Raw genomic sequence first — 22549 nt, 5'->3', positions numbered from 1 at the left:
CCGTCTTGTACACTGCACACAACCTGGATCAGCCATGGCCTCGCTTTCGCTCACGCCCGCCAACACTTTGCCGGCCGATGCCGACCGCGCCGCGCTGGCCGGCCGGGTCTGGCGGCCGGATCTCGCCGGGCCGTCGGTGGTCAAGCTCCAGGGCGACACGGTGATCGACATCACCGCGACCTTCCCGACCATGCGCGACCTCTGCGAGACCGCCGATCCGGCAACGGCACTGCGCGCCGCTGATGGCGAGAATCTCGGCTCGCTCGCCGATCTCCTCGCCAACAGCTCTGCCGCCACGCGCAATGACGGCAAGCCCTGGCTGCTCGCCCCGGTCGACCTGCAGGCGGTCAAGGCCGCCGGCGTCACCTTCGCCGTCTCGATGCTGGAGCGCGTCATCGAGGAGAAGGCGCGCGGCAACCCGGCCGCTGCCGCCGCGATCCGCACCGAGATCGGCAAGCTGATCGGCGACGACCTCTCCAAGCTCAAGCCCGGCTCGCCCGAGGCGATGAAGCTCAAGGAGGTGCTGATCGCCCAGAACAGCTGGAGCCAGTATCTCGAGGTCGGCATCGGGCCGGACGCCGAGATCTTCACCAAGGCGCCGCCGATGTCGGCGGTCGGCACCGGCGCCGATGCGGGCCTGCATCCGGCATCGAGCTGGAACAATCCGGAACCCGAGATCGTCCTGGTCGTCGCCTCGGACGGCCGCATCGTCGGCGCCAGCCTCGGCAATGACGTCAACCTGCGCGATGTCGAGGGGCGTTCGGCGCTGCTGCTCGGCAAGGCCAAGGACAACAATGCGGCCGCCGCGATCGGCCCGTTCATCCGCTTCTTCGACGGCGATTTCTCGCTCGACCATGTCCGCAGGACGACGGTGAGCCTGACCGTCGCGGGCGAGGACGGGTTCACGCTCGAAGGCTCGTCCTCGATCGCGAGGATCAGCCGCGACCCGGCCGACCTCGCGGCGCAGATGATCGGCCCGCACCACCAGTATCCGGACGGGGCGGTGCTCTATCTCGGCACCATGTTCGCGCCGATCAAGGATCGCGACGCGCCGGGCGGCGGCTTCACCCACAAATACGGCGACGTCGTCACCATCTCGGCGCCCGAGCTCGGCGCGCTGGTCAACCGGATGCGTCGCACCGACGAATGCGAGCCCTGGCGTTTCGGCGCCTCGCATCTGATGCGCAACCTCGCCAAGCGCGGGCTGCTGTGACGGGCAGGGGCGTCCTCGTCTATGGCGAGGCGCTCGTCGATATTGTACCCGGCCGTGCCGGGCACAAGCGCGAGGCCGTGCTCGGCGGCTCTGGCTTCAACACGGCCCTGGCGCTGGCTCGCTGCGGCGCGCCGGTAGCCTACAATGCAAGCCTCTCACAGGACACGCTCGGCCGGTTTTTCCTCCGACGCCTGACAGAGGAAGGCATCGATCAGCGTTTCGTCGGAATCTGCGATGCACCGACGCCCTCCGCCACGGTCACCTCGCTCGACGCAGACAGTGCCGCGACCTATCGCTTCTCGCTGAACGGCACGGCCTTCGATACCGCGCCGCCCGCGCCGGCGGATCTCGACGATTTCGCGCATCTGCACGTCACCTCCTTCGGCGCGACGCTCGGCGTCTCGGGCCAGGCGGCGCTGGCGCTGATGCGGCGTGCACGTGAAGCCGGCCTCAGCGTCAGCTATGATCTCAATGTCAGGCCGGCCGTGCCGCCGGCGCTTCCGGAGACGCGCCGTGCCATCGAGGAGCGAGCCTCTCTGTGTGACCTGATCAAACTCAGCTCGGACGACGCCGTTACCGTCTTCGACATCGGCTATGGCAAGGTCTTCAAGCGATGGTTCGCCGGGGGCTTGCCGCTGGTGCTGGAGACCGAAGGCGATCACGGCGCGAATCTCCACCATCCGTCGGGCAGAATGATCTCGGGGTTCGTGCCAGCCCCGGACATCGTCGATACGATTGGAGCCGGTGATAGTTTCATGGGCGCCTTCCTCGCTTCGCTCTGGCAAAACGGCGGCCTCGGACCGACACTGCGCGACCTGCCGGAGGAACTCTCGGCCTCAGCGATGGACTTCGCTTGCGCCATCGCGGCCGAAACCTGCGGCGAGAGGGGCTGCAATCCGCCACGGGGCAAGCCGCCGATGGCTTATGATTGACGGGATGCCCATGCGCCTGAGCTATATCGACTACCACACCTGCGGCGAGCCGGTGCGCATCGTCACATCAGGCTATCCAGAGCTCACCGGCGCAAGCATTCTCGACAAGCGCCGGCAGGCCCGCGAGCAGCATGACAGCTTGCGTCGTGCGATGATGCTGGAGCCGCGCGGCCATGACGGCATGTACGGTGTCATCCCGGTCAGGCCGAGCCATCCCGAAGCCGCCTTCGGCGTGCTGTTCACGCATAATGAGGGCTATTCGACCATGTGCGGCCACGCGACCATCGCGCTCGGCCGCTATGCGATCGAGCAGGGGCTGGTGAAGGCGAGCGAGCCGGTCACCCGCTTCGCCATCGAGGCGCCCTGCGGGCTTCTTCGCCTCGCCTGCGAAGTCGAAGGCGGCAAGGTCGGCAATGTCAGCTTCGAAAGCGTGCCGGCCTTCGTCGAGGCACGCGATCTCGTGGTTTCCGTGCCGGGTCAGGGCGATGTCGTCACCGACATCGCCTATGGCGGCGCCTATTACTGCATCCTGCCGGCCTCGCGCTTCGGGCTCGACCTGATGCAGACACCGGTCGAAGAGATCGTCGCCGCGGCGGGCGCGCTGACCGACCAGGTCCGGGCGAGCCGCGCGATCACCCATCCGACCGAACCCGACCTCGGCTTCCTCTATGGCACGATCGTCACTGACGAGGCCGGGCCGGATCAGGACAGCTTCAATCTCTGCGTCTTCGCCGAGCGCCAGATCGACCGCTCGCCGACCGGCTCAGGGGTCACCGCCCGGATGGCGCTCGACCATGCCAAGGGGCTGATCCCGATCGGCCGGAACCGCAGAATCCGCAGCATCACCGGCGGCACCTTCACCGGCAAGGTGATCGGCCCGGTCGATTTCCCTGCCGCTGGCACCGTCACCGTCGAGGTGGGCGGCCGCGGCCATCTCGCCGGCGAAGGCAGCTTCGCCATCGAGGCGGACGATCCGCTCGGCTATGGCTTTGCCCTGCCGAAGCGCTTCGCCGAGATCGCAGGCGCCTGAGCCGCCTATTCGGGCTGTCGGAAGTTCAGGACGATTTCACGCCAGCGCCGATAGAGCGCGCCGTGCCGCTTCAGCCCGTCATAGGGGGCGCAGCGGATGATGGCACGCCGCGCGCTCTCGGCCAGTCGCGCAGCACCTGTTTCCAGGGGCTGATCGAGCACGACTGGCTCGCCGACCACTGCGCCGGTGCGATCGAGCTCAAAACGGATGCGCACGATCGTGCCCGCCGGCGCTGCGCCGGGAGCAACGTTCCAGCACGAGACGACCTTGTCGTGCACATAGCGAGCGGCATCGGCGAAGGCACGATCCTCTGCCACAGCGGCAGCCGCTGCGAACAACGCCAATGCCGAGCCCAGGAGCCCGGCGGCTGGTGGCAGTCGGCGCACCGGCTGTCTTGCCATCAGGATGACCCTCGCAATCATTGCAGAGCGGGTGGCCCGGTCGAGGTAAACCCCCTTTTCATCTTGTCGGGAAGGGCCCGGTAAGATTCTTCTGCTACTTCGCGCTACGTGACGCGAGAACGGATCATGGACGCGAGCCCGGACCAGCCGGTCGCCGCAAGAGACGCGAAGGAGCTCGTCTCCACGCGTCCCTGGACTGCTCCGTCGATCTGGCTCGCGGCCTTCCTCGCCTTCGTTCTCGCCGGGCTGCTGCTGCCGCTGCGCCTGCCACTGGGACCGTATTACTGGGACACGGCGGTCTATTTCGACGCGGTCCAGCGCATCCGCGACGGTCAGGTTCCGAACATCGACTTTTTCGCGCCGGTCGGCCCGCTCGGCTATTATCTCGTCTCCGGCCTCGACCGGCTGTTTCCGGACGCGCACCCGCTGCTGACCGCGAACTGGGCCCTGCTGCCGCTCGCGCTGCCACTGCTGGCGATCCTCGTCTTCCATATCGCGCAGCGCTCGCAAGGGCTTGCGCTGGCGCTGCTGCTGCCCTTCCTGCTCTTCGCCTCGCTGCCGATCAACCTGCACGAGGTCTACCCGCTACCGGGCTTCGACGGCTACGGCCATTACAACCGGCACGTCGCGCTGCTGCTCTACATCCTGATCGCCGTGCTGATGTTCGTACGCGAGCGCGCGCTGACGATCTGGCTCGTCGCGGCACTGATGCTGACGCTGTTCCTGGTCAAGGTCACCGGTGCGGTCACCGGAGCGATGCTGATCGGCTACGCAGTGCTGACCGGGCAGATGCGCCTGCGCGACGCCTGCCTTGCCGCCGTCGCAACGATCGCAGCCCTCGCTGCCATCGATCTGGCGAGTGGTGGGCTGACCCAGGCCTATGTCGACGACATCCTGATCCTGCTCAGGCTCAATACGGGGGCATTGCTGCCGCGTTTCCTCACCGTGGCCTCGTTCAAGTTCGAGGTCATCGGGCCAACACTCGCCCTCATCGGTCTGCTCACCTATTCGTCCTGGCAGGCGAGACCGGCCGGCACCCTGTCCTGGCTGCGCGAGCTCGCCATCTCGCCAGTAGGCTGGCTCGCCATCGCCTTGCTGGCTTTGACCTTCTTCGAGACGCAGAATACCGGAAGCCTCGAATTCATCGGACTCTGGCCGATCCTGCTCGTGCTCCTGCTCGACTGGCGTCAGCGCAATGACAGGCTGCGGCCAGCGGTGCTGCTGCTGATCTGCGTCATCGCGGCGCCCTCGGCCGTGAACTTCATCGAGCGCGGCGCCCGTGCCGCCTTGGGCGCCCCGACCTATCTGCCGCTCGCGGTCGACGATGTCGGCAAGCTCGGACGCGTCAGCGTCAAACCCGAGATCGCCGAGCGGGCTCCAACCATGCTGCAGCACTATGCCAGGCATCAGCCCGCCTATGCCGATCTCGCCGCGATGGGCCAGCAGCCCTCGCTGACGCTCTATTCGGAGATCGACCATCACGCGATCTGGCTGCTCGAAGTCGAGCAGGCCATCATCGCGATCACGGCCTGGGAGCACGCCAATAAGCGCGCGCTCAACGGCCTCTTCACGCTCGATTTCGTCGACGTGCTCAACTACCTCCTCGACCGCAGGCCACCGCGCCATGTGCCGATCGGCATTGATCCGACGCGGAGCAATCCGAAGCTGGAGGCGCAGATGATCGATAGCCTGCGCCAGACCGATGCGATTCTGGCGCCGAAATGTCCGCTGACCTCGATCCGCGCAGCGATTTTCAAGCACTTCGCCAAGGCGCTCGAGGGCCGCAACAAGGTCGCTCTGGCGCCTTGCTGGGATCTGTACGTGAAGTCTTGATCAGGCGCTCGCGGCGACCCGCTCCGACAGGGCGGTCTCGACCGCCAGCCTGAGATCGCGCGCCGCAGCCAGGATATCATCGCCACCGAAAAGCGCGCCGATCACGGCAACGCCGTCGGCGCCCGCCGTGATGACCGAGCCCGCATTGCCGGCGGTGATGCCGGCAATGGCGCCGATCGGCAGAGCGCCGAGCGCGCGCGCCGCCGCCTGGCGCAAGGCGGCGAGCCCATCGACGCCGAGCGCGGTGCCGGCATTGTCCTTGTGCGCGGTCGGAAAGACGCCGCCGATGCAGGCATAGTCGATCTTCGCCGAGGCCAACTCCGGCAGCTCGCTCTCATGCTTCAGCGTCGCGCCGATGATGGCGCGCGGGCCGAGCAAGCGGCGCGCATCGACCAGCTTCATGTCGTCGGCGCCGAGATGGACGCCGTCGGCGCCGGACGCAAGCGCAACGTCGACGCGGTCGTTGATCAGCAGCGGCACATTGGTGCCGTGCAGGGCCGAGCGGATGGCGCGCGCCTCGCGCACCATCTCGCGCGTCGTCTCGGTCTTGGCGCGGAGCTGGATCAGCGTCGCGCCGCCCTCGACCGCAGCGCGCGCCATATCGGCCATGGAGCGGCCATTGGCGATCTGCGGATCGACGATGCCGTAAAGGGTGATGTCGACGCTCATCGTCCGGTTTCCATTCGTGCAGCCAGCGTCGCCGCGTCCATCGCCGCGACCGCGTCGATCAGCTCGACCTCGAAGCTGCCGGGTCCGCGGCAGCGCTCGGCCGCGATTTCGCCGGCAATGCCATAGGCGGTCAAGGCCGCCGCCGCCGCGACCGCCTTGTCGGCCTCGACGGCGCAGCAGGCCGCGATCAGCGCACCGGCAGCGCAACCGATACCGGTGACCTTCGTCATCAGCGGGTGGCCATGCGCGATGGAGAAGTTCGCCGAGCCGCTCTCGATCCGGTCGACCTTGCCGGTGGTGACGCGCGTGACACCTTGCGCGGCGGCGAGATCAAAGGAGAGCGCCGCCATCTCGGTGGCGTTGCCGCGCACCAGGATGTCGGCCAAGCGCAGCACCTGCCCGGCGATGTGCCGGCGCAGCGGCGAGAGCTCGACGAAGACCGGATCGAACACCAGGGGCTTGCCGCGATCGCGCGCCACTTCGAGCAGCTTGGGGATGGCAAGTTCGCTCTCGGCGTTGATCGTGCCGATATTGATCAGGATCGCGCCGGCGCCCTCGGCCATCGCCGCGACCTCGTCGACATGGATCGCCATCGAGGGGATCGCGCCGAAGGCCAGCAGCATGTTGGCGGTGAGGTTCTGCGCCACCGTATTGGTCAGGCACTGCACGCGCGGGCGCACCTCCGCCACGCGGGCGAGAACGGAGGCGACCTCCTGCGGCTGCAGGGTCCGCGCCAGCGTCATCTCGGTGGTGTCGCTCGTCATCTTGTCTCCATCGGGCTCGCCAGGGATATGGGGAAGAATCTAGCCCAGCGCCATCAGGGCCAGATCCCCGGCGCCACGCGCTGCAAGCCTGCCGGCGGCCCGCGCCGCCCTGATGCCGCTCCGGCAGCAGAGCACCACACGCCGGCCGTCGGTTTCATCCAGCGACAGCCGGTCGATCTCATCGACCGTCAGCCTGATCGCATCCGGAGCAGCCGGAACAGGCGCCTCATCGACGCCGCGCAGCTCGACGACGATATCGCTGGCAGAAAGCTGCGAGGGCGCGATGAAGGGGAAGGAACCGGCGAGCGGCTCCGGCGCCCCGGCGAAGGAGAATCCGCCGAAGCCGAGGCGGCGGGCATCGAAGCTGATCACGCGGCCAAGCGGTGACGGCTCGAGGCCTAGCGCCAGCAGCAGGGCCATCTGCGCCTGCAGCAGGCCGAGGGTGGCAACGGCCGGACCGAGTACGCCGGCCGTGGCGCAATCGGCGGCGCGCGCCGGCATTTCCGGAAAGACGGCACGATAGCTCGGCCCACTACCGCAGAAGGCGCCGACATAGCCGGCGGTGCCGACGATCGAAGCGCTGACCAGCGGTTTGCCGGCCTCGCGGCAAGCATCGCTCAGGGCGTAGGTCGCGGCGAAGCTGTCGGCGGCATCGATGACGATATCGGTCCGCGCCACCAGTTCCGCGACATTGTCGGGCGCGAGCCTGAGCGCCAGTGCCTCGATCCCCACGCCAGGATTATACGCAGCGAGCACCTCACGCGCCGCCTCGACCTTCAACCGCCCGACATCGCTCATCCGGTAGAGCGGCTGGCGGTGCAGGTTGCTCTCCTCGACCCGGTCCGAATCGACCAGCAGCAACCGGCCGATGCCGGCGCCGACGAGATAGGAGGATACGGGGCAACCGAGGCCACCGGCCCCGACAACGAGGATGCAGGTGCGGGCTAGCCGCGCCTGTCCCTCGGGGCCGATCTCCGGCACGACCATCTGGCGGGCATAGCGATCGGTCATTGCTCCCTCCTTGTCAGCCGAGCAGGGCCCGGCCCAGCACCGGGGTCGAGGGCGCAGCCATGTCGCGGGGCTCCATCGGTCCCGCTTCGAAGGCGAGACGCCCGGCCTCGACCGCGCGGGCAAAGGCGGCCGCCATCGCGGCGGGGTCGCCGGCCTTGGCCACCGCGGTGTTGAGCAGCACCGCATCGTAGCCGAGCTCCATCGCCGCGGCGGCATGCGAGGGCAAGCCGATGCCGGCGTCGACGACCAGCGGGATATCGGGGAAATGCGCCCGCAGCGCTCGCAGGCCGTAAGGGTTGTTCAGGCCCTTGCCGGTGCCGATCGGAGCACCCCAGGGCATCAGCACCCGGCAGCCGGCCTCGACCAGCCGTTCGGCCACGACGAGATCCTCGGTCATATAGGGGAAGACCTCGAAGCCCTCGGCGCAGAGGATGCGCGTCGCCTCGACCAGGCCGAACACATCCGGCTGCAGCGTGTCGGCCTCGCCGATCACCTCCAGCTTGATCCAGGGCGTACCGAAGACCTCGCGCGCCATCTGCGCCGTCGTCACCGCTTCCTTGACCGAGTGGCAGCCGGCGGTGTTGGGCAGCACCCTGACGCCGAGGCCGCGGATCAGGGCCCAGAAATCCTGGCCACCGCCGAGCCGGCCGGCCTCGCGGCGCAGCGAGACGGTGACGACATCGACGCCGGCCGCCTCGACCGACTTTTGCAGCACGGCCGGCGAGGGATACTGCGCCGTGCCGAGGAAGAGGCGCGAGCGCGGGGTGAAGCCGTAGAAATTCATCGACTCAGCCTCCCTGCATCGGCGCGAGGATTTCGAGCCGGTCGCCGTCCGCGAGGATCGTTTGCGCCCGCGTGCCGGCGGGCACGAAGGCTTCGTTCACGGCCGTGGCGACGACCGCGCCGGCATAGCCCAGCTCGGCCAGCGCCTCGGCCAGGACGGGGGCCGCGACCTCACGCGTGTCGCCGTTGACGATGATGCGCATCGGACAACTCCCTGGATGCGAGGAGACGATCGGCCGCCTGCCCGGCCAAAGCCGGCGAGAGCAGGAAGCCGTGGCGGAACAACCCGTTGAAGCGTAAGGTCCGGCCCTCCTCGACGATGCGGGGCAGGTTGTCGGGAAAGGCCGGGCGGACATCGGCGCGCAATTCGACGATCTCGGCCTCGCCAAAGGCCGGATGCAGCGCATAGGCGGCGCTGAGCAGTTCGATGGCCGAGCGGGCGCTGACGTCGCGGCGATCATCGCTCTCGATCATCGTCGCGCCGATCATGAAATGCCCGTCGGCGCGCGGCACGACATAGAGCGGAATGCGCGGATGCAGCAGCCGGACCGGACGGCTCAGCCTGATCTCATCGGTGCGCAGCACCAGCATCTCGCCGCGTACGCCCCGCAACCCGTCGATCCGGTCGCGGGCGGCAAGGCCACGGCAATCGACGATGCGATCGGCATCGAGCGCCGTCTCATCGGCCTCGACGCCGTAGTGGATCGGCACGCCGGCCGCCTGCAGCGCCGCGGCTAAAGCCGCCATGGCGCGGCGCGGGTCGAGATGAGCCTCCTGCGCGAAGAACAGGCCCTGTCGGAAGCGGCCGGCGAGGTCGGGCTCCAGCGCAGCGACGCCATCGCCATCGAGCCGCTCGAAGCCGCTCGTCCGCGCCGCGAACCGCGTCAGCTCGCCGGCATCGCGGGCCGGGGCGAGCACGAGCGTGCCATGGGAGAGCGTGCCGGGATGATGGCGCGGCCACCAGTCGAGGGCCTGCCGGCCCAAAGTGACGACCGCCTCTTCGGCGCTCTCGCGCTCGCACCAGGGCGCCAGCATGCCGCCGGCAGCCCAGGAGCAGGCCCGCTCGCCAAGGGCGGCACTGCGTTCGAACACTTCGACCGCGACACCCCGCTCGGCCAGCTCGAGCGCCGTCACGAGGCCGGCGACGCCGGCCCCGATCACAGCGACGCGCATGGTCCCTACTCCGCCGCCGGCAGATAGAGATTGCCGCCCTTCTTCAGGAACTCCTGCGACTTCTCCGCCATGCCCTGTGTGGCCATGGCTTCGAGCGCCGCGCGCTCATTGTCGCCCATCGCCTGCACCTCGGCGCGCAGATCCTGAGTGATCTTCATCGAGCAGAATTTGGGCCCGCACATCGAGCAGAAATGCGCGACCTTGTGGGCGTCCTTCGGCAGCGTCTCGTCGTGGAAGCTACGCGCCGTGTCGGGATCGAGCGCCAGGTTGAACTGGTCCTCCCAGCGGAAGTCGAAGCGAGCGCGGGAGAGCGCATCGTCCCTGAGTTTCGCCGCCGGATGGCCCTTGGCGAGGTCGGCGGCATGGGCGGCGATGCGGTAGGTGATGACGCCAGTCTTGACGTCGTCGCGATCGGGCAGGCCGAGATGTTCCTTCGGCGTGACGTAGCAGAGCATGGCGCAGCCGAACCAGCCGATCATCGCCGCGCCGATGCCGGAGGTGATGTGGTCATAGCCCGGCGCGATGTCGGTGGTCAGCGGTCCGAGCGTGTAGAACGGGGCTTCGCCGCATTCACGCAGCTGCTTGTCCATGTTCTCCTTGATCTTGTGCATCGGCACATGGCCGGGGCCCTCGATCATTACCTGGCAACCCTTGTCCCACGCGACCTTGGTGAGTTCGCCCAGCGTCTCCAGCTCAGCGAACTGGGCGCGGTCATTAGCATCGGCGATCGAGCCCGGACGCAGGCCATCGCCGAGCGAGAAGGAGACGTCATAGCGCCGCATGATCTCGCAAATCTCGTCGAAGCGCTCGTAGAGGAAGCTCTCCTTGTGATGTGCCAGGCACCAGCGCGCCATGATCGAGCCGCCGCGCGAGACGATGCCGGTGACGCGGCTGGCGGTCAGCGGCACGTAGGGCAGCCTGACGCCGGCGTGGATGGTGAAATAGTCGACGCCCTGCTCGGCCTGCTCGATCAGCGTGTCCTTGAACACCTCCCAGTCGAGCTTGATCGGGTCGCCGCCGACCTTCTCCAGCGCCTGGTAGATCGGCACCGTGCCGATCGGCACCGGCGAGTTTCTGAGTATCCAGGAGCGGATGTTGTGGATGTTGCGTCCGGTCGAGAGGTCCATGACCGTGTCGGCGCCCCAGCGGATCGCCCAGACCAGCTTCTCGACCTCCTCGGCGGCGCCGGAGGTGACAGCCGAATTGCCGATATTGGCGTTGATCTTGACCAGGAAATTGCGGCCGATCGCCATCGGCTCAAGCTCGGGATGGTTGATGTTGGCGGGGATGATGGCGCGCCCGCGGGCGATCTCATCGCGGACAAATTCGGGGGTGACGAATTCCGGCACGGAGGCGCCGAAACTCTCGCCGTCGGCATGGCGCTCGCGGGCACCGTCCAGCATGGCGGCGCGGCCGAGATTCTCGCGATGGGCGACATAGATCATCTCGGGGGTGACGATGCCGGCTCTGGCGAACTCGTATTGCGTCGCCATCTGACCCGACCTGGCTTCGAGGATCGGGCGCTCGGCCGGACAGGCCGGGACGAGTTGTGCTTCGCTGATATGGCCGTTGTCGGCGGCGGTAACGGCGCGGCCAGGCACAGTCTCGAAACCACGGGCATCGAGCCAGGCGCGGCGCGGCTGGATCAGGCCAGCGTTGAGGTCGATCGTCGCATCGGTCTCGGTATAGGGGCCGGAGGGGTCATAGATGCGCACCGGCGGCTCGGCATCGGTCGTCAGCGTGACCTCGCGGAAGGGCACGCGCATGTCGGGATGTTCGGGCGCCGCGACATAGATCTTGCGCGAGCCGATGATCGGGCCGGTCGTCACCGTCTGCGGTGCAGCCTTGACGCTGTTCTTCTGGGGCTTGGTGTGGGCGTTCATGTCAGGATCTCCTCCCTCTCAGGTTCAGGAGATCCGGGGCGTCTGACGGTCCAGTCGCTGTCTGCGGATGCACTTGTGGCGCAGCCGCGTTCCAGTCCCTCCGCCGGTATGACCCGGATCAGGTTCGATGGGTTCGGCCGTCAGGCCATCTCAGCTCTTATCGAGCACCCCTCGGAACGAGGCGGAGGTTAGAACTGTCGTGATCTTCACGCAACCGGCAAAGAACCGCCGGCCGACGCTGCGCCGGCATGCGCCAGCAGCATTACACGCTGGTGAGGATGGGGTTCAGGCGGTGATGTCGAGGTTGCCGCCCTGGCCGGCGGGGAGCGTGGCCTGCTGCTGCTCGGCAGCCTGCTGGAGCATGGCGACGAGCGCCTGATCGGAATCGGCGTTCTGCTTGACCATTTCGAGCTGCAGCGCTTGCTGCGTCGCAGCCGACTTCATGCTGACCAGGCTCTGGGCGATCGCGACCGACATCTCACTCATGACATGACTCCTCGCCGCCACCATAGGTGGCGAGCCTTACCTGAATCTAAACCCCAAGCGGTGGGCTCTAGCGAGTGGGGGCGATGATCGACGGTACCGGCTTCGGCATCGGGATCTCGCGGTTCGGCTCCGGCGGCGCGGAGCGATCGCGCGCCAGCTGCTCACGCTCGCGCCGCGCCTCGAGACGGTCGGAACGTGGCTCCAGCTTCTGCACTTCGCCCGCATTCGGCGCCATCGGCACGCCAGGTGCGCGCTGCTGACGCTGCGTCTGCGGGAGAGAGGATTGCGCGGCAGCAGCTTCCGCCGCCAGCAACCCCACGGCGAGCAGTCCTAGCAGGACCCACGAGTTCTTGCGCATGGCACTCCTCCAGTCCAGTCAGGCGGGCGCAAGACGGGCCCACCCGCTAGAACAACAGGGGCGGCCAGCGATTGTTCCGGCCGCCCATCGAGAAATGCGCTGCTGCTCAGGCCGAGATCACTGCTGGTTCTGACCGGTGAGCAGCGGCGTGATCCGGCGCAGCGTCACGCGACGGTTCTCGCGCGAATCGCCCTGTGTCTGGACCTTGGGATACTGCTCGCCATAGCCCTGCGTCGTCAGGTTCTCGGCCGGGATCGCGAAATCGCGGGTCAGGATTTCAGCGACAGACTGGGCCCGGCGATCCGACAGCGAGAGGTTATCGACATCGGAGCCGACCGCGTCGGTATGGCCCTCGACCATGAAGACTTCGTTCGGCGCCCGCTCGACCGCCTGGCGCACCGCCTGCGCGATCACCCTGAGGCGCCCCGCCTGATCCTGCGTGACTGTCCAGGAGCCGGAATCGAAGTTGATCGTGTCGATGTCGACGCTGCGCATATGGGCGCGCAGATCGCGCGAGTAGCGGACCTCGTCGAGCGTGTAGCGGCGCGGCACCGGGGCGACCGGCGGAGCGGTGATCGTCTCGTAGATCAATCGCTCGTCGGCGCGCTCGGCATCGACGATGTAGCGCTCGCGCGGGATGCGCAGCGGCGGCGGCGGCAACTCGACCACCTCCTCGGCGAAGCGGGCTTGCGGCCCGTCGCGGCGGACATTGTCGATGATGACGAATTCGCCGCCGTCGCGCTCGCGCCGCGAGCGGCGGATCAGCCGACCCTCGGCATCGGTTACGGTTACGATCTGCGTGCCGTCGGGGCGGTCATAGACCGTGACCGTCTCCTCGCCGCGGCGCTCGCTGCGAGTGTCGAGGCCGAGATCGCGGAAGCGCTGGGTCTCGTCGCGCCGGATGATGACGCGGTCATCGTCGCCGCGGATGATGGTGCGGCCGGGCTCGCGGATGATGGTGACGTCGCCCTCGCGACGCTCCTCGCGCCGGCTGCGGATGTCGTCGAGCCGGCTCGCGCCCTGCGTCGCCATGATGCCGCCGATCGCGGCGGCGCCGAGGCCGATCGCGGCCGCGCCGCCGAGGCCGATGCCGCCGCGGCGGCCCTGCCGGTCAGGCACGGGCTGGCCCGCCTGACCCGGAATTCCAGGTTGGGTCGGCTGCACCTGGCCGGGAACTGCGCCCGGTTGCGACAGGGCACCGGGCTGCTGGCCGGGAACCGGTGCGGGTTGCGCCGGCGCGGCTCCGGGCTGCGACAGAGCGCCGGGAGCGCGGCCGGCATTCGGAGCGGGAGCAGGCTGGGCGGGATTGGGTTGAACCCCGCCGCCGAGCGCGCCCTGGCCGGGAGCAGGCTGCGCAGGCGCGGCCTGACCCGGAGCCGGCTGGCCGGGCTGGCGCGTCAAGCCGGGCTGCGGTTGCGACGGAGCAGGCTGGGGCGGAGCCGTCCCAGGCTGCGACAGCGCCCCCGGCGCGCGGCCGGCGGGCGGCGCAGCGGAAGGCTGCCCGGGCGCCGCCTGGCCAGGCTGACGATTGAGGCCAGGCTGCTGCGACGGCGCCGTACCGGGCTGCGACAGGGCTCCTGGCGCACGGCCGGCCGGCGGCGCGGCGGAAGGCTGGCCGCTGCTGCCCGGTGCGGCCTGGCCTGGCGCTGGGCGAGCGGGCGCCGTCGGCGCCGAGGGAGCGGTGGCCGGCGGCTGGCTCGGGGCCGTCTGGGAAGGCGCCGGGCGGCGCTGGCTGTCGCCGGACGGAGCTCCCGAAGCATTGGGCTGGGCCGGCGGCGCGCTTGGCCGAGCCGGTGACGGCTGCGGGGCGATCTGACCCGGGGCCGGCCGCTGCGGCACGCCCGGAGCCGTCGAAGGAGCACCCTGGCCGGGCGCAGCGCCCGCAGGCGGCGTCGGGCGACGCGGTTGTTCGGGCTCGGCCCGGTTGGCCGGAGGGGCGGCCTGCGGCGCGGAGGGTGGGCGTGGCGCATTCGGGTTCACCCCGGCCGGACGTTCCGGCGCTGCCGGACGCGCTGCTGGTGGCTGGCCGGGTGCCGGGCGGGCGCCGGGCCGTTCCTGCCCGCCGCGATCGGGGCGCTCCTGCCCGCCGGAACCGCGCGGGCGGCGCGGATCGGGCCTGTCGTCGTCACCCGACTGGGCCTGGGCCAGCTGGAGCGATGGAGCGGCGAAACTACCCTGCGACAGCACGATGGCGGGGATGAGGGTGCCGAGCAGGAGCAGGTTTTTCGTGCGCGTCATGACATCCGTTTCCAGTTGTTCTTCCGGAGATGAACGCCCCCGCGCCCTGAATTCCGAATGAACCGAAAACGGCCGAAATCGGGCAGGGTTCCACGACCGGCCCGATTCTACGCGGGTCTCAGAGCCCCCCCTGCGCCTTCACATAGGCCGCGATCTCAGCATGCGTCGCGAACCAGACATCGCCCTTGGCCTTGGCGTGGCGCACCAGCTCCTCGAGGATCCAGAAGCGCGAGCGATAGGTGATGACATGCGGGTGCATGGTCAAAAGGAAGAGCCCGCCTTCGGCATAAGCCCCGTCAAACTCGCGCTTGAAGATGTCGAACACCGCCTCGGGCGCCGTATAGGGCCGCAGCGCCTGGAAGCGGTTCATGTTGAAATAGACCGCATCGTCGCGGATCCACTCGACCGGCAACTCGACCATGCCGGTCGGCTCGCCCTTCTCGATCAGCTCATAGGGATCGTCATCGGCGAAGAGCGAGGAATCATAGATCAGACCGAGCTCACGCTCGACGGCGAGTGTCACCTCGGAGAAATCCCAGGACGGCGTGCGCATCCCGACCGGCCTGACGCCGGTGATCTTCTCCAGCGTGTCGGCCGAGCGCAGATGCAGCTCCCGCTCCGCCTCGGGCGGCACCGCCGTGTTGACCTCGTGGATCCAGCCATGGAGGCCGATCTCATGGCCTTCCGCAACGACGCGGCGCTGCTCGTCGGGATAGAGCAGCGCGGTCACCGCCGGCACGAAGAAGCTCGCCTTGATCTCCTCGCGCGCCAGCATGGAGAGGATGCGCGGCATGCCGGCGCGGTTGCCGTACTGGCCCCAGGAGAGCCGGCCGACCGACTTGCCGCCATCGCGCAGCTCGTTTGTCTCATGGTCGACGTCGAAGGAGAGCGCCACGGCGCAGCGCGCCCCGCCCGGCCAGGTCTTCGGCTTGAGGTTGCGGCCGGCGCGGACCTGCTCGACCTTGCCGCGCCAGGTCTCCTCCGGCCATTGCCAGGGCTTGAGTTCGGTCATGGCGTCCCTCCTGTTCAGGCTGCCGCTTCGGGCAGCACCGGCACGGCTGCGAGCAGCCGCTTGGTGTAGTCATGCTGCGGGTTGTCGTAGACCTCTGCCGCCGCCCCCTCCTCGACGATGCGGCCGCGATACATCACCGCGACCCGGTCGCAGAGATGCCGGACCACCGAGAGGTCGTGCGAGATGAAGATCAGGGTCAGGCCGAGCTCGGCTCGCAAGCGCATCAGCAGGTTGATAATCTGCGCCTGGATCGAGACGTCGAGCGAGGCGACCGGCTCGTCGCAGACCACGAGGTCGGGCTGCATGGCGAGCGCGCGGGCAATGGCGACGCGCTGGCGCTGGCCGCCGGAGAACTGGTGTGGGTAGCGCTCGGCGAAGGCCGGATCGAGCCCGACCGCGGCAAGCCAGTCGCGGACGTAGTCGCGGGCGCCAGCCTTGCCGACGAGCCCATGGGCGAGCGGCCCCTCGGCGATGCCGTCGCCGATGCGCATGCGCGGATTGAGCGAGGCGAACGGGTCCTGGAAGATGGTCTGGATGCGGGTGGTGAGCTTGCGCGGCTCCTGCCCCTCGCTCATCACCGGCCAGCCCTCGAAACGAACGGTGCCCGAGGACGGCGCGTAGATGCCGGCGGCCATGCGCCCGAGCGTCGACTTGCCCGAGCCGGACTCGCCGACCAGCCCGAGCGCCTCGCCGCGCGGCACGGTCAGGCTGACCTCGTCGACGGCCATCACGGCGGGAAGCGGCCGCACGAGGCCGAGTTTCTGGCCTAGCCCGCGCAGCGCGCCGGGCCGCGATTCGAAGCGCTTGCTGACGCGATCGGCGACGAAATAGGCCGCGCCAGGCACCGGCGCAGCAACGGTCGTCGTCGGCTTGCGGGCGGGTGGAGCGGCATCGGGCACGCCGCCACCGCGCAGCAGGAATTCACCGGGCCTGGCCCGCGACGGCAGCGCGTCGAGCAGAGCGCGGGTATAGGCGTGCTGCGGGCGCGTCAGCACGTCGAGCGTTGGGCCAGCTTCGACGATCTTGCCGAGCCGCATCACCGCGACGTGCTGGGCGATCGAGGCGACGGTGGCGAGATCATGGCTGATCCAGATCAGCGCCGTGCCGAGCTCGGCGACGAGCTCCTTCATCTCGGCCAAAATCTCGGCCTGGATCGAGACGTCGAGCGCCGTCGTCGGCTCGTCGCAGATGATCAGCTTGGGATGGTGCAGCAGCGCGATCGCGATCGCGACGCGCTGGCGCATGCCGCCGGAGAGCTGGTGCGGATAGTAGTCGACCGTCGCCTCCGGGCGCGGAATCCGGACCTGGGCGAGGCCGGCGATGGCGCGCCGGCGCGCCTCGGCAGCGGAGGTGAGCTGATGCGCCTCCAAGGCCAGCCTGATCTGCTCGCCGATGGTCAAAACCGGGTTCAGCGTCATCAGCGGGTCCTGGAAGACCATCGAGACGACGCGGCCGCGCAGCTTTCGCAATTCGTCCGGCGACAGCCCGACGAGCTCGCGGCCATCGAGCTTGACCGAGCCGCCGGCGACGCGGCCGGGTGGATCGATCAGGCCGATGATCGAGAAGCCGGTGACGCTCTTCCCCGAACCGGACTCTCCGACAAGCCCCATCACCTCGCCGCGCCGAAGCGAGAAGGAGACGCCGTCGACCGCCTTGACCACGCCGGCGCGGGTGAAGAACTGCGTGGTGAGGTCCGCGACTTCAAGGAGGGGGGCGTCGGTCATGGGCGCGCCTCCCCCGTCATGCTCGGCCTTGTGCCGAGCATCCACGTCTCGGACACCACCCTCGATCGATGAAGGCGTGGATGGTCGGGACAAGCCCGACCATGACGGAGAGGGCTCGCTCCCACCCTCATCGCTTCAGCCTCGGATTGACCTGGTCGCGGATCTGGTCGCCAACCAGGTTGATCGCCACGATCAGCAGGATCAGGGCAAGGCCGGGGTAGATCGAAATCCAGTAGCGGCCCGAGAGCATGTACTGGAAGCCGTTGGCGATCAGCGAGCCCAGCGAGGGCTCGGTCACCGGCAGGCCGACGCCGAGGAAGGAGAGCGTCGCTTCCAGCGCGATCGCGTTGGCGACCTGCACGGTCGCGACCACGATCAGGGGCGGCAGGCAGTTCGGCAGGATATGGCGCCAGATCACCTGCCGCGCCGGCAGCGGCGTCGAGAGCGCCGCCTCGACATAATCCTTGCCGCGCTCGGCCGAGGCCGCGCCATGAGCAGTGCGGGCGAAATAGGCGTATTGCGCCGCGACCAACGCAGCGATTAATTGTGCCTTGCCCTGGCCGAGCAGCGCCGAGATCACCAGCGCCAGCAGGATCGCCGGGAAGGCGAGCTGCAGATCGATGACGCGCATGATGAAGGCCTCGCGCCTGCCACCAAGATAGGCGGCGGCAATGCCGAGCGTGACGCCGATGGTGAAGGCGATCGCACCGGCGACCAGCCCCATCTGCAGGGAGATGCGCAGGCCGTAGAGAATGGCCGAGAGCAGGTCGCGCCCCTGCGCGTCGGTGCCGAGCCAATGAGTGTAACCGGCGGAGCCGACATAGCCGGGCGGACGGCGGGCATCGGAGAGGACGAGATTGGCGAGGTCGTACGGGTTCTGCGGCGCGATCAGCGGGGCGAGCAGGGCGACGCCGATCATCAGCACGACGATGACAAGTGCCGCCACCGCAACCCGGCTCTCCCTGAACTCGCTCCAGAAGCGGGCGATCGGCGTTTCCGTCCGCATCACGCCCGTCCCTTCCGCAGGCGCGGGTCGAGCGCGAAATAGGTCAGGTCGACCAGGAAGTTGATCATGATGAAGACGAAGGCGACCAGCATCAGGTAGGCGACCATCACCGGCCGGTCGAGCGACTGGATGGAGTCGATGATCAACTTGCCGATGCCGGGCCAGGAGAAGATCGTCTCGGTGACCACCGCGAAGGCGAGCGTCGAGGCGAATTCGAGGCCGAAGACGGTGACGAGCGGGATCGAGATCAGGCGCAGCACATGCCGCCGCAGGATGACGCCCTCTGAGATGCCCGCGGCGCGGGCGAACTTCACGGTGTCGGTCAGCATCACCTCGCGCGTGCCGGCCCGCGCCAGGCGCGTCATCAGCGCGAGCTTGAAGAAGGCGAGGTTCAGCGCCGGCAGGAAGAGGTGCGAGAGGCCGTTGAGGGTCAGGAAGCTCCATTCGACGCCGAAGAGCCGGGCGGTCTCGCCGCGCCCCCCGGCCGGCAGCCAGGAGAGCTCGACAGCGAAGGTCATGATCAGGACGAGGCCGATCCAGAAGGTCGGCACCGAGAAGCCGAGGATGGACAGCGCCATGATCGTCTTCGAGATCAGGCTGTCCGGCCGATAGCCGGCATAGATCCCAGCGGGGATGCCGATCAGCGCCGCGCCGAACACGGCCGCGAGCGTCAGCTCCAGCGTCGCCGGCAGGCGCGACAGGATCAGCTCCAGGACAGGCATGCCGAAGACGAAGGAGCGGCCGAAATCGCCATGCAGCACGCGGCCGAGGAAGGTGAAGTACTGCTCCCAGAGCGGCTTATCGAGGCCGTAGCGGGCGATGGTGTCGAGCCTGATGTCCTGGCTGACATCGGGGCCGATCAGCACGTCGATCGGGTTGCCGATCGCATAGACGCCAACGAAGACCAGTGCCGACATGACGAGCATGACGGCGAGCGCCTGCAGGATGCGCTCGATGACATGGGTCAGCATCTATGCCGTCCCATAGGCGGGTCTCACGGCCAGCTCTCGACCATCACCGCCCGCGTTTCCTCGACACCGACAGCCCAGAGCGCCAGCATCTCTTCATCCGGGCGCTGATAGCGGCCATGGAAATTGCCGTCGCCGAGGATCTCGCGCTTCCGCTGCGGATTGGCGGCCTGGTAGAGCGCGGCGTCGAAAGGCGGCTTCACCGCGTCCGGCAGGGTCACGCCCTCGAGCCGGGTCCAGGGGAAGTTCTCCATCCAGGAGGCATGCGAAGCGGCCATGTCGACTGCCCTGACCGCCTTCTGGAAGCGCGTCCCCGCCCACCAATTGTGCATCTTGACGCTGGCGTCGGGGCGCTTGCCCATCCATTCGGTCACCGCCGTCATCACCGGCGCGTTGCCGCCATGGCCGTTGACCAGCACGATGCGGCGGAAACCGGAGCGGTAGACGCCTTCGAGCAAGTCCTCGATCAGCGCGATATAAGTGGTCATCCTGAGCGAGATCGTGCCGGGATAGGCGGTGAAGCCGGGGGTCATGCCATAGGCCAGCACCGGGAAGACCGGGATGCCGAGCGGCTCGGCCGCCTCCGCCGCAACGCGCTCGGACAGGATCGCGTCGGTGGCGAGGCTCAGATAGGCGTGCTGCTCGACACAGCCGAGCGGCAGCACGCAGCGATCATCACGCTTCGCCTGTTCCTCGATCTGCATCCAGTTCATCCGGGCGACGAGCACGGTCTGATCCTTGCGTTTCGGCGAAACCGCGTCATCCTTGACAGTCGCATCAGCGACCGTCAAGTTCCATATGGAACTAAATTGGATGTCTGAGATGGCACGCGCCCCGACTTCCTTGTCCAAGCTCGATCGGGAGCGCGAAGCGGCGCTGCGCGAGCTCGATCCGCTGACCGTCACCAAGCTCTGGGACAATCCCTGCTGGCTATCGTTCCGGCTCAATTTCATCGCCTTCCGCTTCAACGATCCGGTCTATCGCTGGATCGAGACGCGCTACGGGCTGGTGCGGCCGGAATTCGTCGCGCTTTATGCCGTCGGACTCAAGGGCGGCGTCGCGGCCAAGAACATCGTGTCCTCCTCAGGCCTGCCGAAAAACACGCTCTCGCGCGCAATCCAGAAGCTGCTGCAGCGGCGCCTGCTCAAGCGCGAGACTGATCCGGAGGACCTGCGCAGCTATGTGCTGGCGCTGACGCCCGCCGGGCGCGCCATCTTCGATGAAACCATGCCGATGATGGTGGGACAGCAGACCGCGATGCTCTCAGTGCTGACCGAGGCCGAGCAGCGGCAGCTCTGCGAGCTGATGGACAAGATGGTGATCGCCTCCCCGAGCTGGCCTGCCGATCTCGAACCTGAAGGGACCTCAACATGACCAAGCCGCTGTCGCATCGGTCCCCGCTCTGGCGGACCGCCGCCCTCGCCGCGCTCGTCGGGCTGCCGCTCTCCGGCGCAGTCTCGGCGCAGACGCTGACCATCGGCGTGCGGGCCGGGCCTGAATCGATCGACCCGCATTTCACCGCGACCGGCACCCATGCCGAGGCGCTGAAGCACGTCTTCGACACGCTGACCTGGTCGGGCGACAAGCTGCAGATCGAGCCGCGGCTTGCGACGAGCTGGAAGGCGATCGAGCCGTCCGTCTGGGAGTTCAAGCTGCGCCCGGGCGTCAAATTCCATGACGGCTCCGACTTCACCGCCGAGGACGTCAAGTTCTCGATCGAGCGCATCCCGGTCGTCGCCGGCCCGAACCCGACGACGATCTATGTCCGGCGCGTCAAGGAAGTGAAGGTCGTCGATCCGCTCACCGTCCATATCGTCACCGACGGGCCGGCGCCGAACCTGCCGAACGATTTCATCCGGCTGTTCATCGTCTCGCACAAGGCGGCTGCCGGGCTGACCAAGGACAATGCCAACGACGCCTTCAACACCGGCAAGGCGGCGATCGGCACCGGTCCCTACAAGTTCGTCTCCTGGACGCCGAAGGACCAGCTCGTGCTCGAGCGCTTCGACGGCTATTGGGGCGAGAAGGAGCCGTGGCAGCGCGTGCTGCGCAAGGAGCTGCCGAACGACGCCGCCCGCGTCGCCCAGCTCAAGGCCGGCCAGGTCGACATCATCGTCCGCGCCCCGGCCTCCGATGTTGCGACGCTGAAGCGCGACACCAAGCTCTCGGTCGCCACGATCGACACGGTCTACGTCTTCAACATGGAGCTCGACATGCGGGACAAGTCCCCGCAGGTCAGCGCCAAGGACGGTTCGGCGCTGCCGAAGAACCCGCTGCAGGACGCCAAGGTGCGCGAGGCGATCGACCTCGCCATCGACCGGCCGGCGCTGGCCGAAGTCGCGATGGAAGGGCTCGGCGCCCCGGTCAACCAGCTGGTGACGCCGGATATCGCCGGCTACAACAAGAGCCTGCCGCCGCTGAAGCCGGATCTCGCCAAGGCCAAGAAGCTGATGGAAGAGGCCGGCTATCCCAATGGCTTCAAGATCTCGTTCTCCTTCACCAATGACCGTCTGCCGGGCGACCGCCAGGTCGGCACCTCGATCGCCCAGATGCTGGCGCGCATCGGCATCGAGGTGAACGCCAATGCCCAGCCCGGTGCCGTCTTCTTCCCGGCGCGCCTGCGCGGCGAGTTCTCGATGTCGATGTCTGGCTGGGGCACGCTGACCGGCGAGGCGAACTACACGCTCTCCTCGGTGGTGCACTCGAACGACCCGGCCAAGAAGCTCGGCGCCTTCAACGTGCTCGCCTACAAGAACGCCGATCTCGACAAGCTGATCGAGGACGCAGCCATCGAGATGAACGAGGCCAAGCGCAACGACCTCTTGGCGCAGGCCAACGCCATCGTCGCCAAGGACCGGCCGCGCCTGCCGATCGTCGCGGTCGGCTCGGCTTGGGCGATGCAGAAGGCCAAGGTGACGATCCAGCCGCGCGTCGACGAGGACACGCTGGCGATGGACATCAAGCCGGCGAAGTGAGCTGAGTCAGGACCGTCGTGCTCGCCCTTGTGGCGAGCATCCACGTCTTGAACATCGGACTGCCCAGACGAAGACGTGGATGGTCGGGAC

The 22549-nt window shown here is 68.1% G+C and carries 22 protein-coding genes and 1 riboswitch; of the genes, 6 read left to right on the top strand and 16 right to left on the bottom strand.

The features are described from left to right. Positions 1-34 precede the first annotated feature (34 nt). From ACWIGM_RS27855 to ACWIGM_RS27845, 3 genes are read left to right on the top strand one after another with little or no spacing between them, the layout of a single operon-like run. Positions 35-1213, top strand: a complete 1179-nt coding sequence (locus ACWIGM_RS27855) for a fumarylacetoacetate hydrolase family protein (protein ID WP_454029218.1) — start codon at positions 35-37, stop codon at positions 1211-1213. Next, the gene (locus tag ACWIGM_RS27850; protein ID WP_454029217.1) at positions 1210-2145 is read left to right on the top strand and encodes a carbohydrate kinase family protein; all 936 of its coding nucleotides are present in this window, start codon (positions 1210-1212) and stop codon (positions 2143-2145) included. The genes ACWIGM_RS27855 and ACWIGM_RS27850 overlap by 4 nt, the downstream gene beginning before the upstream one ends. Before the next feature lie 10 nt (positions 2146-2155). Continuing rightward, the gene (locus ACWIGM_RS27845; protein WP_454029216.1) at positions 2156-3175 is read left to right on the top strand and encodes a proline racemase family protein; all 1020 of its coding nucleotides are present in this window, start codon (positions 2156-2158) and stop codon (positions 3173-3175) included. Between the two features lie 5 nt (positions 3176-3180). On the opposite strand, the gene ACWIGM_RS27840 is transcribed toward ACWIGM_RS27845, so the two are convergent. Next, entirely contained in the window at positions 3181-3576 is a 396-nt protein-coding gene (locus ACWIGM_RS27840) for a hypothetical protein (protein WP_454029215.1), read from the bottom strand. Positions 3577-3702: 126 nt separating this feature from the next. Here ACWIGM_RS27840 and ACWIGM_RS27835 point away from each other — a divergent pair, with 126 nt between their 5' ends. Then, positions 3703-5409 (top strand): hypothetical protein, encoded by a 1707-nt coding sequence (locus ACWIGM_RS27835; RefSeq protein WP_454029214.1) that lies wholly within the window; start codon positions 3703-3705, stop codon positions 5407-5409. Here the strand turns inward: ACWIGM_RS27835 and thiE are convergent, their stop codons facing one another. The 15 genes from thiE to ACWIGM_RS27760 all read right to left on the bottom strand — a co-directional run bounded on the left by thiE (position 5410) and on the right by ACWIGM_RS27760 (position 20212). Continuing rightward, positions 5410-6078, bottom strand: a complete 669-nt coding sequence (thiE, locus tag ACWIGM_RS27830) for a thiamine phosphate synthase (protein ID WP_454029213.1) — start codon at positions 6076-6078, stop codon at positions 5410-5412. Continuing rightward, a complete protein-coding gene (locus tag ACWIGM_RS27825; RefSeq protein WP_454029212.1) occupies positions 6075-6842 on the bottom strand; it encodes a hydroxyethylthiazole kinase in 768 nt (255 codons plus the stop codon). Before ACWIGM_RS27825 ends, thiE begins: the two co-directional genes overlap by 4 nt. 39 nt (positions 6843-6881) lie before the next feature. After that, complete coding sequence (locus ACWIGM_RS27820; RefSeq protein ID WP_454029211.1) at positions 6882-7853, bottom strand: HesA/MoeB/ThiF family protein; 972 nt, start codon at positions 7851-7853, stop codon at positions 6882-6884. A 13-nt stretch (positions 7854-7866) separates the two neighbouring features. Then, entirely contained in the window at positions 7867-8637 is a 771-nt protein-coding gene (locus ACWIGM_RS27815) for a thiazole synthase (RefSeq protein ID WP_454029210.1), read from the bottom strand. 4 nt (positions 8638-8641) lie between these two features. After that, positions 8642-8839, bottom strand: a complete 198-nt coding sequence (gene thiS / locus ACWIGM_RS27810; RefSeq protein WP_454029209.1) for a sulfur carrier protein ThiS — start codon at positions 8837-8839, stop codon at positions 8642-8644. After that, positions 8808-9809, bottom strand: coding sequence for a glycine oxidase ThiO (gene thiO, locus ACWIGM_RS27805; protein ID WP_454029208.1), 1002 nt, complete (start codon positions 9807-9809; stop codon positions 8808-8810). Before thiO ends, thiS begins: the two co-directional genes overlap by 32 nt. 5 nt (positions 9810-9814) lie before the next feature. Continuing rightward, entirely contained in the window at positions 9815-11692 is a 1878-nt protein-coding gene (gene thiC, locus ACWIGM_RS27800; RefSeq protein WP_454029207.1) for a phosphomethylpyrimidine synthase ThiC, read from the bottom strand. A 77-nt stretch (positions 11693-11769) separates the two neighbouring features. Next, positions 11770-11874: riboswitch (TPP riboswitch) on the bottom strand. 103 nt (positions 11875-11977) lie between these two features. Beyond that, positions 11978-12178 carry a hypothetical protein gene (locus ACWIGM_RS27795; protein WP_126114324.1) on the bottom strand — a complete coding sequence of 67 codons (201 nt, stop codon included), beginning with the start codon at positions 12176-12178 and terminating at the stop codon, positions 11978-11980. A 67-nt stretch (positions 12179-12245) separates the two neighbouring features. After that, the gene (locus ACWIGM_RS27790; protein ID WP_454029206.1) at positions 12246-12536 is read right to left on the bottom strand and encodes a hypothetical protein; all 291 of its coding nucleotides are present in this window, start codon (positions 12534-12536) and stop codon (positions 12246-12248) included. A 117-nt stretch (positions 12537-12653) separates the two neighbouring features. Beyond that, complete coding sequence (locus ACWIGM_RS27785) at positions 12654-14774, bottom strand: OmpA family protein (RefSeq protein WP_454029205.1); 2121 nt, start codon at positions 14772-14774, stop codon at positions 12654-12656. A 118-nt stretch (positions 14775-14892) separates the two neighbouring features. Then, entirely contained in the window at positions 14893-15786 is an 894-nt protein-coding gene (locus ACWIGM_RS27780) for a polysaccharide deacetylase family protein (RefSeq protein ID WP_454029204.1), read from the bottom strand. A gap of 14 nt (positions 15787-15800) precedes the next feature. Beyond that, positions 15801-17510, bottom strand: coding sequence for a dipeptide ABC transporter ATP-binding protein (locus ACWIGM_RS27775; protein ID WP_454029203.1), 1710 nt, complete (start codon positions 17508-17510; stop codon positions 15801-15803). Positions 17511-17637: 127 nt separating this feature from the next. After that, positions 17638-18516 (bottom strand): ABC transporter permease, encoded by an 879-nt coding sequence (locus ACWIGM_RS27770; RefSeq protein ID WP_454029202.1) that lies wholly within the window; start codon positions 18514-18516, stop codon positions 17638-17640. Beyond that, on the bottom strand, positions 18516-19487 hold the full coding sequence (locus tag ACWIGM_RS27765; RefSeq protein ID WP_454029201.1) for an ABC transporter permease: 972 nt from the start codon (positions 19485-19487) through the stop codon (positions 18516-18518). The genes ACWIGM_RS27770 and ACWIGM_RS27765 overlap by 1 nt, the downstream gene beginning before the upstream one ends. A gap of 23 nt (positions 19488-19510) precedes the next feature. Next, on the bottom strand, positions 19511-20212 hold the full coding sequence (locus ACWIGM_RS27760) for a creatininase family protein (RefSeq protein ID WP_454029200.1): 702 nt from the start codon (positions 20210-20212) through the stop codon (positions 19511-19513). 94 nt (positions 20213-20306) lie between these two features. Here ACWIGM_RS27760 and ACWIGM_RS27755 point away from each other — a divergent pair, with 94 nt between their 5' ends. Together ACWIGM_RS27755 and ACWIGM_RS27750 are read left to right on the top strand one after the other, a co-directional pair. After that, positions 20307-20858, top strand: a complete 552-nt coding sequence (locus tag ACWIGM_RS27755) for a MarR family winged helix-turn-helix transcriptional regulator (protein ID WP_454029199.1) — start codon at positions 20307-20309, stop codon at positions 20856-20858. Then, positions 20855-22459: an ABC transporter substrate-binding protein gene (locus ACWIGM_RS27750; protein WP_454029198.1), complete on the top strand. Its 1605-nt coding sequence runs from the start codon at positions 20855-20857 to the stop codon at positions 22457-22459. The genes ACWIGM_RS27755 and ACWIGM_RS27750 overlap by 4 nt, the downstream gene beginning before the upstream one ends. The last annotated feature ends 90 nt before the right edge of the window (positions 22460-22549 follow it).

The organism is Allobosea sp. NPDC055332 (genome assembly GCF_053645455.1).
This window is presented reverse-complemented; position numbering and strand designations above follow the sequence as displayed.

What these genes read in the sequence shown, in the direction of transcription:
- ACWIGM_RS27855 (WP_454029218.1), top strand. Translation starts at nt 35, where the DNA reads ATGGCCTCGCTTTCGCTCACGCCCGCCAACACTTTGCCGGCCGATGCC.
- ACWIGM_RS27845 (WP_454029216.1), top strand. Translation starts at nt 2,156, where the DNA reads ATGCGCCTGAGCTATATCGACTACCACACCTGCGGCGAGCCGGTGCGC.
- ACWIGM_RS27840 (WP_454029215.1), bottom strand. Translation starts at nt 3,576, where the DNA reads ATGGCAAGACAGCCGGTGCGCCGACTGCCACCAGCCGCCGGGCTCCTG.
- ACWIGM_RS27835 (WP_454029214.1), top strand. Translation starts at nt 3,703, where the DNA reads ATGGACGCGAGCCCGGACCAGCCGGTCGCCGCAAGAGACGCGAAGGAG.
- thiE (WP_454029213.1), bottom strand. Translation starts at nt 6,078, where the DNA reads ATGAGCGTCGACATCACCCTTTACGGCATCGTCGATCCGCAGATCGCC.
- ACWIGM_RS27825 (WP_454029212.1), bottom strand. Translation starts at nt 6,842, where the DNA reads ATGACGAGCGACACCACCGAGATGACGCTGGCGCGGACCCTGCAGCCG.
- ACWIGM_RS27820 (WP_454029211.1), bottom strand. Translation starts at nt 7,853, where the DNA reads ATGACCGATCGCTATGCCCGCCAGATGGTCGTGCCGGAGATCGGCCCC.
- ACWIGM_RS27815 (WP_454029210.1), bottom strand. Translation starts at nt 8,637, where the DNA reads ATGAATTTCTACGGCTTCACCCCGCGCTCGCGCCTCTTCCTCGGCACG.
- thiS (WP_454029209.1), bottom strand. Translation starts at nt 8,839, where the DNA reads ATGCGCATCATCGTCAACGGCGACACGCGTGAGGTCGCGGCCCCCGTC.
- thiO (WP_454029208.1), bottom strand. Translation starts at nt 9,809, where the DNA reads ATGCGCGTCGCTGTGATCGGGGCCGGCGTCGCCGGCCTCGTGACGGCG.
- thiC (WP_454029207.1), bottom strand. Translation starts at nt 11,692, where the DNA reads ATGAACGCCCACACCAAGCCCCAGAAGAACAGCGTCAAGGCTGCACCG.
- ACWIGM_RS27795 (WP_126114324.1), bottom strand. Translation starts at nt 12,178, where the DNA reads ATGAGTGAGATGTCGGTCGCGATCGCCCAGAGCCTGGTCAGCATGAAG.
- ACWIGM_RS27790 (WP_454029206.1), bottom strand. Translation starts at nt 12,536, where the DNA reads ATGCGCAAGAACTCGTGGGTCCTGCTAGGACTGCTCGCCGTGGGGTTG.
- ACWIGM_RS27785 (WP_454029205.1), bottom strand. Translation starts at nt 14,774, where the DNA reads ATGACGCGCACGAAAAACCTGCTCCTGCTCGGCACCCTCATCCCCGCC.
- ACWIGM_RS27780 (WP_454029204.1), bottom strand. Translation starts at nt 15,786, where the DNA reads ATGACCGAACTCAAGCCCTGGCAATGGCCGGAGGAGACCTGGCGCGGC.
- ACWIGM_RS27775 (WP_454029203.1), bottom strand. Translation starts at nt 17,510, where the DNA reads ATGACCGACGCCCCCCTCCTTGAAGTCGCGGACCTCACCACGCAGTTC.
- ACWIGM_RS27770 (WP_454029202.1), bottom strand. Translation starts at nt 18,516, where the DNA reads ATGCGGACGGAAACGCCGATCGCCCGCTTCTGGAGCGAGTTCAGGGAG.
- ACWIGM_RS27765 (WP_454029201.1), bottom strand. Translation starts at nt 19,487, where the DNA reads ATGCTGACCCATGTCATCGAGCGCATCCTGCAGGCGCTCGCCGTCATG.
- ACWIGM_RS27755 (WP_454029199.1), top strand. Translation starts at nt 20,307, where the DNA reads ATGGCACGCGCCCCGACTTCCTTGTCCAAGCTCGATCGGGAGCGCGAA.
- ACWIGM_RS27750 (WP_454029198.1), top strand. Translation starts at nt 20,855, where the DNA reads ATGACCAAGCCGCTGTCGCATCGGTCCCCGCTCTGGCGGACCGCCGCC.